Here is a 13,932-nt window from a genome sequence, read left to right as displayed (position 1 = left end):
TTCGTTTCCGAAGGGATACGGCGATGGCCAGGATGATCTTCATAAATCTGCCTGTGGGCGACCTTTCTCGCTCCACGGCGTTCTACGAAACCATCGGCTTTCGTATGAACAGCGCGTTCTCCAATGCCCAGGCTTCGGCGATGGAATGGTCGGAGACGATTCACGTGATGCTGCTGGCGCGTGACTTCTACAGCACCTTCACCGCCAAGCCGATCGCCGATGCCCATGCGACGAGCGGATCGCTTCTCTGCCTGACCTTCGACAGCAGGGATGAGGTCGATGCAATTCACCGCGCGGCGAAGACAGCGGGCGCTGCAGAGCCGCGGCCGATCGAGGATCAGGGTTTCATGTACGGCGGGGCGTTCGAAGACCCCGATGGTCATACATGGGAAACCGTCTGGATGGATGCGGGCGCGGTCGACGCGCCACCAGCCTGACGCGGGTGATAGCGAAAGGAGCGCAAGGTGAGCAACTATACCTTCTTCACCAACCCCATGAGCCGCGCACAGATCGCGCTGTGGGCGTTTCACGAGGTCGGTGCCGAATTCGATCCGGTGATGGTCGAATGGGACGACAAGCCCCAGGCTCTTCTCGATGCCAATCCGATGGGAAAGCTGCCCACCATCATACATCACGGCAAGTTCGGAGACAGGGTCGTGACCGAAGCGGCCGCGATCTGCCACTACCTCGCTGAAGTCGAGGCGCGCGAACTTCTGCCCCGCGACGAGGAGAAGGCGGACTACTTTCGCTGGCTGATGTTCGCCGCGGGCCCCGTCGAACATGCGGTGACGTCGAAGGCGATGGGCTGGGAACCCAGTGCAGAGCAGGAGATGATGGCAGGCTTCGGCAATAACGACCGCACGGTGGCCACGATCGAAGGCTGGATGCAGGACCGCGACTATATCTGCGGAAGCCGGTTCACGATGGCCGATGTCTATTGCGGTAGCCAGGTCATATGGGGCCTCGAATTCAGCACGCTGCCGCAAGCACCCGCGTTCATAGCCTATGCTGAACGGCTGCGGCACCGCCCTGCCTATCGAGCGACGGAAGATGCCGCGAACTGACGAGCGCAAGTGCCGTCCAAATCTTAACGTGCTTGCCCGGGCTGCGATCAATGGTAAACAAACGGTTAACCATGAGAGTCGCGCATGGTTGTTACGGGTCGCTTTTCGAAAACCGCTTCGAGGAGCAAGGATATGCGCAAATTACCGATCGCCGCACTGGTCGCCGCCAGCGCGTTCGTAGCGACGCCAGCCTACTCAGCCGATTTCGTCTTTTCAGGCAATCTGACCAGCCACAACGAGATCATCTTTACCAATTTCACGCTGAACGATGACAGCACGAACGTCGCTGTCTGGACGGACTCGTTCCTCAGCAACGTCAACTTCGATCCGATCACCGCGCTGTGGCGACAGGTCGGTTCGGACTATGTTCTCGTCGCCCAGAACGACGATAATCCGAGCATTTCGCCCGGGACGCAGACCTATTACGATTCCGGGTTCAGCCTCGCGACGCTCGAAGCCGGAAATTACATCTTCTCGATGGCGACCTTTGCGAATTTTGCCTCCGGCACTCTGCTGTCGGACGGTTTCGCCTACGACGGCGAAAGCCCGATCGCGCTGAGCGACTGGTGCCAGCCTGCCAACCGCTGTGGCCCCGGAACCTTCTGGCGCGTCAACTTGACCGGCGTCGACAGTGCGACCCCTGGGAATGGGGGTGGCGGCGCGGTGCCCGAGCCGGGCACTTGGGCGCTGATGATCATCGGCTTCGGCCTGATCGGCGGGGCGATGCGTCGCCGGCGCGAACAGCTATCGGTGCGTTTCAGCTTCTAGCCTTTCGCGGCGGGCCGCCTCCCTCGGTGCAAGGGGGCGGCCCACCTGCGGTTCATACGAAGCTGTAAGGATCGACGTCCACGCTCACGCGGACCCCCGCGGGGTGATTGATCACGGAGAGCCATGAACGAATGACCGCCTGCAGCTGCACGCTGCGCCGGGCATTGATCAGGAAGCGATAGCGATATCGGCCGCGCAGCAGCGCCATCGGGGCGGGTGCCGGGCCAAGGATCAGCAGGTCGTCCACATGGGGGCGGAAGGTGCCGATGCGGTTCGCCGCCTCGCGTGCTTCGGCATCGTCCTCGCTCGACACGATGATGGCGGCCCAGCGGCCGAAGGGTGGGGCACCGGCGTGGCGACGGGCTTCGGTTTCGGCTTCGTAGAAGGCATCGCGATCCCCCGCGGCGAGCGCGGCGATGACGGCGGCTTCCGGATGCCGGGTCTGGATCAGCACCTCGCCCGGCTTCTCGCCCCGGCCAGCCCGGCCGGCGACCTGCGAAATCTGCTGGTAGGTCCGCTCGCCTGCACGAAGGTCTCCGCCTTCCAGTCCCAGATCTGCGTCGACTACGCCGACAAGCGTCAGGTCGGGAAAGTGGAACCCTTTGGTGACGAGTTGCGTGCCGACGATGACGTCGATCTCGCCCGCCTCGACCCAAGCGATGAATTCGCCGGCCCGACCGGGCGAGTTGAGCGTATCGGACGTGGCGACGAAGACCCGCGCTTCGGGCAGCCGTTCGGCTACTTCGTCGGCAATTCGTTCCACGCCGGGACCGCAAGCGACGAGGCAATCGGGCTCGCCGCATTCGGGACACGTCTCGGGCTGGGCGGTCTCATGCCCGCAATGGTGACAGGCCAGCCGGCGAGTGAAGCGGTGTTCGACCAGCCAAGCGCTGCAATTGGGGCACTGAAAGCGATAGCCGCAATTGCGGCACAGCGTCAGCGGCGCATACCCGCGCCGGTTTAGGAACAGCAGCGATTGCTCGCCGCGCGCGAGCCGCTCTTCCATCGCCGCGACCAGCCGCGGGGCGAGCCAGTGCCCCGAACCGGGTTTTTCCTGCGTGAGATCGACCGTGGCGATCGCAGGAAGCTGCGCGCCGCCGAAGCGGCTCGGCAAATCGAGTTTCTCGTAGATACCGCTTTCGGCCATCTGCAGGCTCTCGAGCGCCGGGGTCGCACTGGCGAGGATCACCGGCACCCCTTCGAACCGTGCCCGCATCACCGCAACGTCGCGGGCGTTGTATCGCACGCCGTCTTCCTGCTTGAAGCTCGTTTCATGAGCCTCGTCGACGACGATCAGGCCCAGGTCGGCAAACGGCAGGAACAGGGCAGACCGTGCGCCGACCACCACGCGGGCATCCCCCGCAGCGACATTGCGCCAGGCGCGTCGCCGCTCGGTCGACTTGAGCGACGAATGCCACAGCACCGGTGCTACGCCGAAACGCTCCTCGAACCGGTGGAGGAAATTCTCGGTCAGTGCGATTTCGGGCAGGAGAACCAGCACCTGCCGGCCCATCCGCAAGGCGTCCGCGACCGGTTCGAAATAGGTTTCGGTCTTGCCCGATCCGGTCACCCCGTCGAGCAGGAACGGCATGAAATCACGTGATCGTACGGCCTCGCACAGGCGCTTTGCCGCGGCACGCTGTTCGGGTTCCAGTTCGGGCACCGCGAAGTCCGGGCGCGGCGGGTCATAGGGACGGTCGCAATCGACGATGACTGGCTCGAGAACGCCTTGAGCGACAAGGCCGCGCAGCACGCCTTCCGACACTCCGGCCATCCCCGCCAATTCGCGGATCGTCGCCTGCTCGCCCTCCAGTGCCCCAATCGCCGCTTCGCGCTGGGCGGTCATGCGTTCGGGCGGGGCGCCGGTCAGGCGATATTCCGTGATCGAGGCCGGACCGCGCAGCGCGCCCCCCGAGGACAGCGCCATCCGCGCGACTCCTGCCAGCGAGGCGACATAGTAGTCGGCGGTCCATTCGACCAGGCGTCGCAGCGGCGCCGACAAGGGTGGCACCGGGAGCAGGCCGCGCAAGGGGCGCAGCTTTTCGACCGGAACCTCGTTTGTGGGCAGCCGTTCCGGTTCCCACACGATCCCGAGGATCGTTCGCGGACCGAGCGGGCATTCGACGACCGTGCCCGGAGGGGCGATCATCCCATCGGGCAGACGATAGTCGAGCGGGCCGAGGGCGGAATTGAGGACAAGACAGCGGACGCGGTTCATCGAGCGGTCCATATGGGCGGTATAGGGCGCGCCGGGCAAGGGCGGGACACGAAGGAGAGCGCATGATGACCGATATTCTTGGGCGGGCGAGTGGCCGTCGCGCGGTTCTTGCCGGCCTGACGCTTGGCGGCGGCGCCCTTGCGCTTGGCGGCTGCGTTGGAATGCCGGGCTTCGGCCTTGAGGATGCGGTGCAGCGGTTGCTCTATCAATCGAGCGAACGGGCCTTTGCCCGGATGCTGCAAGCGGACGGCTTCTGGGATGATCAGGTGGCGCGTCTCGGGCTCGAAAACCTGCTGGGAACGCGGGGCGGGGCGATGAGTCGCATTCTCACCTCGGGATTGTTCAAGGAACGGATGTACGATGCCTTCGGAGCCATCGCCTATCGCGGTGCCGAACGCGCCGCACCCCTTGTGACGGATGCCGTGCGCGTCATGGGCGTCCAGAACACCATCGATCTCGTACGGGGCGAGCCGGGCACGGCCACCGCCGCCCTGCGCCGTCAGATGGGCGGCCGTCTGGTCGAGGCGATGGTGCCCGAACTCGGCGATGCGATGCGCGTCGCGGACGATCCGCTGGTAGCAGAGACGCTGTCTGCCCTCGTCGGAGCCGACATCCGGCAGGTTGCCGGACGCATGGCGGGACAGATCGAGGACGTGATCTGGCGCGAGATTACGAACGAGGAAATTGCCATCTGGCGCAATCCGGAATCGACCGGCGATCCGGTCCTCGAACAGGTGTTCGGCGGGTCGCGTTAAGGTTACCGGACCGGTAATCCGTAATTTTTCGGGACGGTTGCATTCCGTCCCGCCGCCGCACAGCGCCGGTTAACAAACTAACAACCAAATCTGGCTGCCGATATCCCCGAGGCCTGCTCCGGAATCGTCCGGTTCAAGACCAAGGGAGGCTCTATCATGCCAATGAAAATGACATTGCTGGCCACGGCAGCAACCGGATTGCTCGCTATCGCCGCTCCGGCGCATGCCACCACCACCATCAACCTCGGCGGTTCTGCTGGCAGCGGTTCCAGCGGGAACAGCATCGTCTTCACCGGCGGCGGCACCACGGTCACCGCATCGGGCTGGTCGATCGACAACGCCGGTAACGTGCATGAGGGTGCGCTGGGCCAGTGGTCGAACGGGTTGGGCGTGATCAACGGCCGGACCGACAATTCGCACACCGTCGACAATGTCGGCTGGACCGACTTCGTCCTGTTCCAGTTCGACAGCGTGGTATCGCTTGATTCGGCATCCTTCTCGACCGGCTGGGATCTCCTCTTCGACAGCGATGCGACCATCGGCTTCGCCAATCTGGGCGGCGCATTCACGGGCAACCTCGCCGGGTTCAGCTTCGGCAATTCTCCGGGTAGCCTGTTCGGCAGCGGGACGCGGCCCATCAACGTCCTCGGCGGGACCGGCAACACGTGGATCATCGGCGCGGCCGGCGGTCACACCGATATCTTCCCCGACGGTTTCAAGATCGGCACCATCGGCTTCAGCCCGGTGAGCGGCGCCGTGCCGGAACCGTCGACCTGGGCCTTCATGCTGCTCGGTTTCGGCTTTGCCGGCGCGGCCATGCGTCGCCGTAAGGGACAGCAGGTTCGCACGAACGCCGCGATCTCCTTCGCGTAAACGTCTTTCCATCGGTGCAGGACTGGGCCGCCCCTCCACCCGGGGGCGGCCCTTTCGCCGTTCACTTCGGCTCGCGTCACCTTGCCCTTGACACCGCCACCGCATTCGCCTTGCACAGGCTTTCCCAGCCCTGCATCCGAATGGCGCGACCCCACATGAAGTTCTTTGCCGATACCGCCGAAATATCCGAGATCGAGGAACTGGCCGAGGCCGGCCTGCTCGACGGCGTCACCACGAACCCGTCCCTGATCGCCAAGTCGGGCCGCAATTTCCTCGAGGTGACGAAGGAGATCTGCTCCCTTGTCGACGGCCCGGTCAGCGCCGAGGTGGTTGCGCTCGATCACGACACCATGATGAAGGAGGCCGAGGCCCTTCGCCGCATCGCCGACAATGTCTGCATCAAGGTCCCGCTGACGATCGACGGGTTGAAGACCTGTCGCAAGCTCACCGGCGATGGCACCATGGTCAACGTCACGCTGTGCTTTTCCGCCAATCAGGCGCTTCTCGCGGCCAAGGCGGGCGCCACCTTCGTCTCGCCCTTTGTCGGGCGGCATGATGACAACGGATTCGACGGGATGGACCTTATCCGCGATATCCGTCTGATTTACGACAACTATCTGTTCGACACCGAGATCCTGGCCGCCTCGATCCGCCACGCGACCCATGTGCTTGAATGCGCTCGGATCGGAGCCGATGTGGCGACCATGCCGCCCAAGGTCATCAAGAGCCTCGTCAACCATGTGCTGACCGACAAGGGCATCGAGGGGTTCATGGCCGACTGGGGCAAGACCGGCCAGACGATCCTTACGGATAAGTGAGCGAGCAGACCCCCCTCGATCGCTTCAAGCAGGTGCTGACCGGCACGGCGCGGGCGCTGGCGCACGAGCCGGAGGTGGAAATCGCGTGGAGTGCGGACAGCCCCGCACAATCGGGACGCAATTTTCGCGTGCCTCTGCCGGGCCGCACCTTGCCCCCGGCCCAGGCCCGCGAGGCACGCGGCTTTGCCGACAGTTTCGCACTGCGTTTGCGTCATCACGATCAGGCGCTGCACGCGTCTTCGGCCCCGCCCGAAGCGCTGGCCCGCGCCTGTTACGATGCGATCGAGCAGGTGCGCTACGAAGCGCTCGGCGCCAGCCGTTATTCGGGCATCCGCGACAATCTCGTATCGGCGGTGGAGGCACGGACTGCCGGCGATCCGATCGTGCGCGCCGATACTGCGTCCGAGGTGCCTTTGCCGACCGCGCTTGCGCTGATGCTGCGCGAGGCACTGACGGGCGAGCCGGTGCCCGAGCGCGCGCGTGCCGGCGTCGATCTGGTCCGCGGCGATCTGCTTGCGCGCATGGGGACCGATATTGCTTCGTTGACCAACGCGCTCGGCGATCAGCGCGCGTTTCAGGGGCTGACGCTCGACCTGCTGCGCAATCTCGACCTTACGGTGCCCGAGACGCCCGACGACGGCACCGGCGAGGAGGGCGACGAGGACGAGGGCGACTCTCCCGAGGACGAGAACGACGCCGACGAAGCGGACGAAGGCGATGCTGAGCCGCAGCCGAGCGAGATGCGCGGCGAGAAGGCTGACGGCGAGAGCGGGGACGAGGCCGATGGCGAGGCCGAAAGCGACGAGGAGATGGCGGACGGCGATCCGTCGGACGATGGCGAGGAGGGAATGCAGCCCGTCCGCCCCAATCGCCCGTGGACCGATCTGCCGGACGACTTCGACTATCGCGCCTATACCGAACGGTTCGACGAGGTGGTCGAGGCGCCCGAGTTGTGCGATCACGAGGAACTCGATCGCCTGCGCGCCTATCTCGACAGCCAGCTCGCGGGCCTTCAGGGGATCGTCACGCGGCTCGCCAACCGCCTGCAACGCCGCCTGATGGCGCAGCAGAGCCGCAGCTGGGATTTCGATCAGGAGGAGGGGCTGCTCGATGCCGCGCGGCTGACCCGGGTGGTCGTCAGCCCCGGCCATGCCCTCAGCTACAAGGTCGAACGCGATACCGAGTTCAAGGACACGGTGGTCACACTCTTGATCGACAATTCCGGCAGCATGCGTGGCCGCCCGATCAGTATCGCCGCGATCAGCGCGGATATCATGGCCCGCACGCTGGAACGCTGCGGGGTCAAGACCGAGATCCTCGGCTTCACCACCCGCGCCTGGAAGGGCGGGCAGAGCCGCGAGGCATGGCTGGCCGATGGCCGCCCGGCCAATCCCGGCCGCCTCAACGATCTCAGGCACATCGTCTACAAGAAGGCTGACGAGCCCTGGCGCCGTGCCCGCCGCAACCTCGGCCTGATGATGCGCGAGGGCTTATTGAAGGAAAACATCGATGGCGAGGCACTGCTATGGGCCCACACCCGCCTCCTCGCTCGGCCGGAGGACCGCCGCATTCTCATGGTCATCAGCGATGGCGCCCCGGTCGATGACAGCACGCTCAGTGTGAACCCGGCAGGCTATCTGGAAAGCCATTTGCGCAAAGTGATCGACTGGATCGAGCGGCAATCGCCCGTGCAACTGGTCGCCATCGGCATCGGCCACGACGTGACGCGCTATTACCGCCGCGCAGTGACGATCATGGATGTCGAACAGCTTGGCGGAACGATCATCGAGCAGCTTGCGGGATTGTTCGAGGTGGAGGGGTGATCAATTTGCTATAGGCATGACTTATCCAACTGAGAATCGCGAAACAATACAGCGATTGCTCAGATGACCCTAATCGATATCGGCGAACTTCTCTGACGAAGACCAAGATACCCGCAAGTTACCCCACTCGATGCGCAGCTGGCGCTTCGAGCTAATCTTTCTCCGAGCGGAGATTGCAGCGACGATGGTATTTATGGTCCAAGCCAAGAAGCGAGCCAACACCCAGGGAAGATGTTCCACTGGCTGCCGTTTCCTTTAGGCATGAAAAAAGCCGCATTGAGCGGCTAAGCGAGTCGGTCTTACCAACTTCCCATTTCATGCCCGTTATGGGCGCACCCGTCAAGCCTGTCTCAAACCGTTGTAGCGAGAACGGCTTTTTTAAGTGAGAAAGGGGCGATATTAGGGCACAAATGACCCCAAGCGAAGCCGTCCTAACCCGCCGTTCAATCCGCGCATTTACCGCCCAACCTGTCGAGCAGGCGACCCTCGCGCGGGTGCTCGAGAAGGCGCAGCGCAGCCCCTCGGGCGGGAATACCCAACCCTGGCACGGCATCGTCCTGACCCGCGATCCGCTGCGCCGGCTGATCGAGCGTGTGGCGCAGGAATTGCCCAAGGGACGGGAAGCCTTCGCGCCGGAATATCATGTCTATCCGCCGGAGCTCGACGGCGCCTACGAACAGCGCCGCCGCGGAATCGGCGAGGAGATGTACGGCGCACTGGAGATCGCTCGCGAGGACAAGGACCAGCGCATGATGTGGTTCGCGCGCAATTTCCAGGCCTTCGGCGCGCCCGTGCTGATGCTGGTCCACACCCCGCGCTACATGGGCCCGCCGCAGTGGAGCGATATCGGCATGTGGTTGCAGACGATCATGCTGCTGCTGCGCGAGGAAGGGCTCGACAGTTGCCCGCAGGAAGCCTGGGCCGTCTATCAGAAGGCCATCCGCGAGGTGGTCGACATTCCCGATGATCACATCTTCTTCTGCGGCATGGCCATCGGCTATCGCGATGCAGATGATCCGGTGAACGCCTTCCGCGTGCCGCGCGCGCCGGTGGACGAGGCGGTGCGCTGGGAGGGGTGGTAAGCCGGATGCGCGTGCTGCGACAGGCTCGGCCAGAAGGGGTTTGCTCGCCGTTCGGCCTGAGCCTGGCGGAAGCGTAGCCGGGCGTTGCCCAACGCCATGCGCCAACCTATGCGGCGGGAATGACCGAGACGCCTCTTCGCCTGTTCAATTCGCTTACCCGCCAGCTCGAAGAGTTCCGGCCCATCCATCCCGGCGAGGCGCGGGTCTATACCTGCGGGCCGACGGTCTACAACTACCCCCATATCGGCAACATGCGTGCCTATGTCTTTGCCGACGTGCTGGGGCGGACGCTGAGCTGGAAGGGCTATCACCTCACCCACATCATCAACATCACCGATGTCGGCCACCTCACCGACGATGCCGATGCGGGAGAGGACAAGCTGGAGAAGGCGGCAGCGCGCAGTGCGCAGAGCATCTGGGACATCGCCCGGCATTATACCGAGGCGTTCAAGGCCGACGTAAGGGCGCTCAACATCCGCGGGCCGGCGCAATGGACCGTAGCGACCGACTACGTTCCGCAGATGATCGAATTCGCCAAGGGCATCGCCGAAAAGCACTGCTACGAACTCGACAGCGGGCTCTATTTCGATGTCTCTACCGTCGCGGACTACGGCCGCCTCGCCCGCGCCAGCACCGACGAGGGTGAAAGCCGGATCGACCCGGTGGCAGGCAAGCGCAACGCGGCCGACTTCGCCATCTGGCGCAAGACCCCGAAGGGCGAGACGCGGCAGATGGAGTGGGACAGCCCCTGGGGCCGCGGGGCGCCCGGCTGGCATCTCGAATGCAGCGTGATGAGCGGGGCACAGCTGGGCTTTCCCTTCGACATCCACACCGGCGGGATCGACCACCGCGAAATCCACCACCCCAACGAGATCGCCCAGAATCAGGCGCACTGCCATTCAGATGCCAGCGGGGCGAACATCTGGATGCACAACAACTTCCTCGTCGACCGGACGGGCAAGATGTCGAAGTCCTCAGGCGAGTTCCTCCGGCTGCAACTGCTGATCGACAAGGGCTACCACCCGCTCGCCTACCGCATGATATGCCTGCAGGCGCATTATCGCAGCGAGCTGGAGTTTTCTTGGGAGGGGCTGGGGGCGGCGCTGACGCGATTGAAGCGGTTGGTGATGGCAGTGGAGAAGTTAAAGCAGGTCGCAGGGGACTCCTTGCATGATCGCTCGAGCGTCAGCGTGATCCGATCGCAGTTTGATCTTTTCGAAGCCGCTATTTGCAATGATCTAAATACTGCCGAAGCACTCTTATGGGTTGAGTCCCTGCCGGCCCTGAAAGTCATCGGACCGGTAGAAAAGTACGTCGGTATTCAGAGGATGGACGCCGTCCTCGGCCTCGATCTCATCAACCTCACCCGCGCCGACCTCCGCATCCGCCCCAAGACCGCTACGATCAGCGAAGCCGAGATCGAAGCTGCGCTCGCCCGCCGCAAGGAAGCGCGGGCCGCAAAAGACTTCGCCACCTCCGATGCCATCCGCGACGAGCTTACCGCCAGCGGCGTCGAGGTGATGGACGGCGACCCGCTCGGCTGGGAGTGGAAGCTCGACCACGCATGACCAAGGCCCTGCTCTCCGCCCTGATCCGCCCGCTGGCGGAACCACGTCTGCCGGAATGGGTCGAGCCGCTGTGGTTTGCCAACAAGGACGAGGCGCTGGCCCTTGCACCCGAGGCGGAAATCGGCTGGTTCGACCTTAACGAGAAGGAGCCGATGATCGAGATCGCGCGGGCCGCGACCCGTCTCAAGTGGCTGAACTCGATCTACGCCGGGCTGGACTTCATGCCGCTGGACCTCCTGCGCGAACGGGGCGTCGTGGTGACCAACGGCGCAGGCATCAATGCCATCACCATCGCCGAATACGTCGTCATGCTGATGCTTGCCCATGCCAAGGGCTACCGCGAGGTAGTGCGCGCGCAGGATCGGCGCGACTGGCTGCGCGACAGCCCGGGCAAGCGCGAATTGTCTGGCGAGCGAGTGTTGCTGCTGGGGCTCGGCGCGATCGGGCGGCTGGTGAAGACCCGGCTCGAAGCCTTCGACATGACCGTGGTGCCGGTACGGCGCTCGGGCGGCGCAGGCGCTTTGCGGCCTGCCGAGTGGCGCGCCCGGCTGGGCGAATTCGACTGGGTGATCCTCGCCGTTCCCTCGACTGAGGAGACGCGCCACATGGTCGGCTCGGCGGAGCTTGCCGCGATGCGTCCCAACGCCGTGCTGGTGAATGTCGCGCGCGGGGATGTCGTCGATCAGGCGGCGCTGGTCCGCGCGCTGCAAGGCCGGCAGATCGAGGCCGCACTGCTTGATGTGACCGATCCCGAGCCGCTTCCGCCCGAGCATCCGCTGTGGGCGCTCGATAACGCGCAGATCACCATGCACCTTTCGGGCCGGGCGCAATCGAAGATGTTCGTGCGCTCGGCAACACGGTTCGTGGAGAACTGCCGCCGCTATCTCGCGGGCGAGCCGCTCGCGCCGATGTTCGATCCGGCGCGGGGGTATTGAACCGGCGCGATGTTACAAGACTCGCGCGCGGGCGGTTGCTAGGCTGCCGGCTTCCGGTCGCAGGGGGAGTGGCGGGATGGAAGGCAAACGCAAGGCGTCGGACCTGTTCGTCGAGTGCCTCGAGGCCGAGGGCTGCGAATACATCTTCGGCGTGCCCGGCGAGGAGAACCTCGACTTCCTCGATTCGCTCAGCCGCTCGGACAAGATCGAGCTGATCCTCACCCGGCACGAGCAGGGCGCCGGGTTCATGGCCGCGACGTATGGCCGGCACACCGGCAAGACCGGCGTGTGCATCGCCACGCTGGGGCCGGGCGCGACCAACTTCGTCACCGCCGCCGCCTACGCCACGCTCGGCGGGATGCCGATGATGATGATCACCGGGCAAAAACCGATCAAGAAATCGAAGCAGGGCCGGTTCCAGATCCTCGACGTCGTGGCGATGATGGACCCGATCACCAAGTACACCCACCAGCTTGCCTCGGCGGATAACATTCCCAGCCGCGTGCGCGAGGCGTATCGACTGGCCGAGGAGGAGAAGCCCGGCGCGGTCCATCTCGAGCTGCCCGAGGACATCGCCGAGGAGCCGACCGATGCCCGTCCGATCGCCCGCTCGGTCGCCCGCCGCCCGTCGGCCGAGCCAAAGGCCGTGCGCCAGGCGGTGCAGGCGATCGAGCGCGCCAAGGCGCCGATCCTGGTCATCGGCGCGGGCGCCAACCGCAAGCTCACCGGTCGCATGCTCGAGCAGTTCGTCGAGAAGACCGGCATCCCGTTCCTGACCACGCAGATGGGCAAGGGCGTGATCGACGAGCGGCACCCGAGGTTCCTCGGCTGCGCGGCGCTGTCGGCCGGCGATTTCGTCCACCGCGCGGTGGAGGACGCGGACCTCATCATCAACGTCGGCCACGACGTGATCGAGAAGCCGCCGTTCTTCATGAAGCCGGGCGGCGCGTGCGTGATCCACGTCAGCAACCGCACCGCGGAGGTCGACCCGGTCTACTTCCCGCAGATCGAGGTAATCGGCGACATCGCCAACGCGATCTGGCAGATCAAGGACGACATCACGCCCAACCGCTCGTGGAATTTCGACCACATGCTCGCCTACCGCCGGGCCGAGCTCGAACACACCGGCAAGCTGGCGGCCGACGCGCGGTTCCCGATCTTCCCCCCGCACCTCGTCGCCCAGGTCCGCGAGTGCATGCCGCACGACGGGATCATCTGCCTCGACAACGGGGTCTACAAGATCTGGTTCGCGCGCGGCTATTGCGCGTTCCTGCCCAACACCGTGCTGCTCGACAACGCGCTCGCCACAATGGGCGCCGGGCTGCCCAGCGCGATGATGAGCGCGATGCTCTATCCCGGCCGCAAGGTGATGGCGATCTGCGGCGACGGCGGGTTCATGATGAACAGCCAGGAGATGGAGACCGCGGTCCGCCTCGGGCTCGACCTCACCGTGCTGATCCTGCGCGACGATGCCTACGGGATGATCCGCTGGAAGCAGGCGAACATGGGCTTTGCCGACTTCGGGCTGACCTACGGCAACCCCGACTTCGTCAAGTACGCCGAGAGCTACGGCGCGAGCGGGCACCGCGTCGAGAGCAGCGAGCACTTGCGCGAAGTGCTCGCGCACTGCCGCGACACGCCCGGGGTGCACCTGATCGACTGCCCGGTCGATTATGCCGACAACGATCGCATCCTCAACAACGAGATCAAGCAGCTGAGCGCGAAGCTCTGATCCTGTTCGTCATTCCCGCGAAAGCGGGAACCCAGCAGGGCGCCGCTGGCGGTGACGATTGAACCTGAGCTGTCGGGCTGGCAAATCGGGGAGCAGTTCTGCCGACCAGCGCGGTCTGGGTTCCCGCTCCTGCGGGAATGACAATGGGGAAAGCTGATGAAGCTTAAGGACGTCTATCCGCTCTACCTCAACAATGAGGGCGTGCAGCCGAACACCGATCTGGAGGTGACGGACAAATATACCGGCAAGGTCGCGTTCCGCACCGCGCTGGCGACGCCGGACATTATCGAGAAGAA

At 64.6% G+C, this 13,932-nt stretch carries 12 protein-coding genes; 11 read left to right on the top strand and 1 reads right to left on the bottom strand.

Annotated features, from left to right (window positions below; genetic code table 11):
* Positions 1 to 23 precede the first annotated feature (23 nt).
* The 3 genes from ACHFFA_RS09320 (at position 24) to ACHFFA_RS09310 (ending at position 1,832) form a co-directional block, all read left to right on the top strand.
* Positions 24 to 437 carry a VOC family protein gene (locus tag ACHFFA_RS09320; protein WP_394270579.1) on the top strand — a complete coding sequence of 138 codons (414 nt, stop codon included), beginning with the start codon at positions 24 to 26 and terminating at the stop codon, positions 435 to 437.
* Positions 438 to 464: 27 nt separating this feature from the next.
* On the top strand, positions 465 to 1,064 hold the full coding sequence (locus ACHFFA_RS09315; RefSeq protein WP_394270578.1) for a glutathione S-transferase family protein: 600 nt from the start codon (positions 465 to 467) through the stop codon (positions 1,062 to 1,064).
* Positions 1,065 to 1,196: 132 nt separating this feature from the next.
* The gene (locus ACHFFA_RS09310) at positions 1,197 to 1,832 is read left to right on the top strand and encodes a DVUA0089 family protein (RefSeq protein ID WP_394270577.1); all 636 of its coding nucleotides are present in this window, start codon (positions 1,197 to 1,199) and stop codon (positions 1,830 to 1,832) included.
* Positions 1,833 to 1,884: 52 nt separating this feature from the next.
* Here the strand turns inward: ACHFFA_RS09310 and ACHFFA_RS09305 are convergent, their stop codons facing one another.
* Complete coding sequence (locus tag ACHFFA_RS09305; RefSeq protein ID WP_394270576.1) at positions 1,885 to 4,050, bottom strand: primosomal protein N'; 2,166 nt, start codon at positions 4,048 to 4,050, stop codon at positions 1,885 to 1,887.
* A 65-nt stretch (positions 4,051 to 4,115) separates the two neighbouring features.
* Between ACHFFA_RS09305 and ACHFFA_RS09300 the strand changes: the two genes are divergently transcribed.
* The 8 genes from ACHFFA_RS09300 (at position 4,116) to ACHFFA_RS09265 (ending at position 13,636) form a co-directional block, all read left to right on the top strand.
* Entirely contained in the window at positions 4,116 to 4,805 is a 690-nt protein-coding gene (locus tag ACHFFA_RS09300) for a DUF4197 family protein (RefSeq protein ID WP_394270575.1), read from the top strand.
* 156 nt (positions 4,806 to 4,961) lie between these two features.
* A complete protein-coding gene (locus ACHFFA_RS09295) occupies positions 4,962 to 5,678 on the top strand; it encodes a PEPxxWA-CTERM sorting domain-containing protein (RefSeq protein WP_394270574.1) in 717 nt (238 codons plus the stop codon).
* A 155-nt stretch (positions 5,679 to 5,833) separates the two neighbouring features.
* Entirely contained in the window at positions 5,834 to 6,496 is a 663-nt protein-coding gene (gene fsa, locus ACHFFA_RS09290; RefSeq protein WP_394270573.1) for a fructose-6-phosphate aldolase, read from the top strand.
* Complete coding sequence (gene cobT, locus ACHFFA_RS09285; RefSeq protein WP_394270572.1) at positions 6,493 to 8,319, top strand: cobaltochelatase subunit CobT; 1,827 nt, start codon at positions 6,493 to 6,495, stop codon at positions 8,317 to 8,319. Before fsa ends, cobT begins: the two co-directional genes overlap by 4 nt.
* Before the next feature lie 410 nt (positions 8,320 to 8,729).
* On the top strand, positions 8,730 to 9,401 hold the full coding sequence (locus ACHFFA_RS09280; RefSeq protein WP_394270571.1) for a nitroreductase: 672 nt from the start codon (positions 8,730 to 8,732) through the stop codon (positions 9,399 to 9,401).
* Positions 9,402 to 9,520: 119 nt separating this feature from the next.
* Complete coding sequence (cysS, locus tag ACHFFA_RS09275) at positions 9,521 to 10,969, top strand: cysteine--tRNA ligase (RefSeq protein ID WP_394270570.1); 1,449 nt, start codon at positions 9,521 to 9,523, stop codon at positions 10,967 to 10,969.
* On the top strand, positions 10,966 to 11,904 hold the full coding sequence (locus ACHFFA_RS09270) for a D-2-hydroxyacid dehydrogenase (RefSeq protein WP_394270569.1): 939 nt from the start codon (positions 10,966 to 10,968) through the stop codon (positions 11,902 to 11,904). Before cysS ends, ACHFFA_RS09270 begins: the two co-directional genes overlap by 4 nt.
* A gap of 76 nt (positions 11,905 to 11,980) precedes the next feature.
* Positions 11,981 to 13,636 (top strand): acetolactate synthase large subunit, encoded by a 1,656-nt coding sequence (locus tag ACHFFA_RS09265; protein WP_394270568.1) that lies wholly within the window; start codon positions 11,981 to 11,983, stop codon positions 13,634 to 13,636.
* Positions 13,637 to 13,932 lie beyond the last annotated feature (296 nt).

The sequence above is a fragment of the Qipengyuania sp. genome (genome assembly GCF_043423005.1).
Classification (GTDB): domain Bacteria; phylum Pseudomonadota; class Alphaproteobacteria; order Sphingomonadales; family Sphingomonadaceae; genus Qipengyuania.
Note: the sequence above shows the minus strand (reverse complement) of the source record. Positions and strands in the feature narration are given on the sequence as shown.

Excerpts from the sequence above, each read along its gene's own strand:
- ACHFFA_RS09320 (WP_394270579.1), top strand. The coding sequence starts at position 24 with ATGGCCAGGATGATCTTCATAAATCTGCCTGTGGGCGACCTTTCTCGC.
- ACHFFA_RS09310 (WP_394270577.1), top strand. The coding sequence starts at position 1,197 with ATGCGCAAATTACCGATCGCCGCACTGGTCGCCGCCAGCGCGTTCGTA.
- ACHFFA_RS09305 (WP_394270576.1), bottom strand. The coding sequence starts at position 4,050 with ATGAACCGCGTCCGCTGTCTTGTCCTCAATTCCGCCCTCGGCCCGCTC.
- ACHFFA_RS09300 (WP_394270575.1), top strand. The coding sequence starts at position 4,116 with ATGACCGATATTCTTGGGCGGGCGAGTGGCCGTCGCGCGGTTCTTGCC.
- ACHFFA_RS09295 (WP_394270574.1), top strand. The coding sequence starts at position 4,962 with ATGCCAATGAAAATGACATTGCTGGCCACGGCAGCAACCGGATTGCTC.
- fsa (WP_394270573.1), top strand. The coding sequence starts at position 5,834 with ATGAAGTTCTTTGCCGATACCGCCGAAATATCCGAGATCGAGGAACTG.
- ACHFFA_RS09280 (WP_394270571.1), top strand. The coding sequence starts at position 8,730 with ATGACCCCAAGCGAAGCCGTCCTAACCCGCCGTTCAATCCGCGCATTT.
- cysS (WP_394270570.1), top strand. The coding sequence starts at position 9,521 with ATGACCGAGACGCCTCTTCGCCTGTTCAATTCGCTTACCCGCCAGCTC.
- ACHFFA_RS09270 (WP_394270569.1), top strand. The coding sequence starts at position 10,966 with ATGACCAAGGCCCTGCTCTCCGCCCTGATCCGCCCGCTGGCGGAACCA.
- ACHFFA_RS09265 (WP_394270568.1), top strand. The coding sequence starts at position 11,981 with ATGGAAGGCAAACGCAAGGCGTCGGACCTGTTCGTCGAGTGCCTCGAG.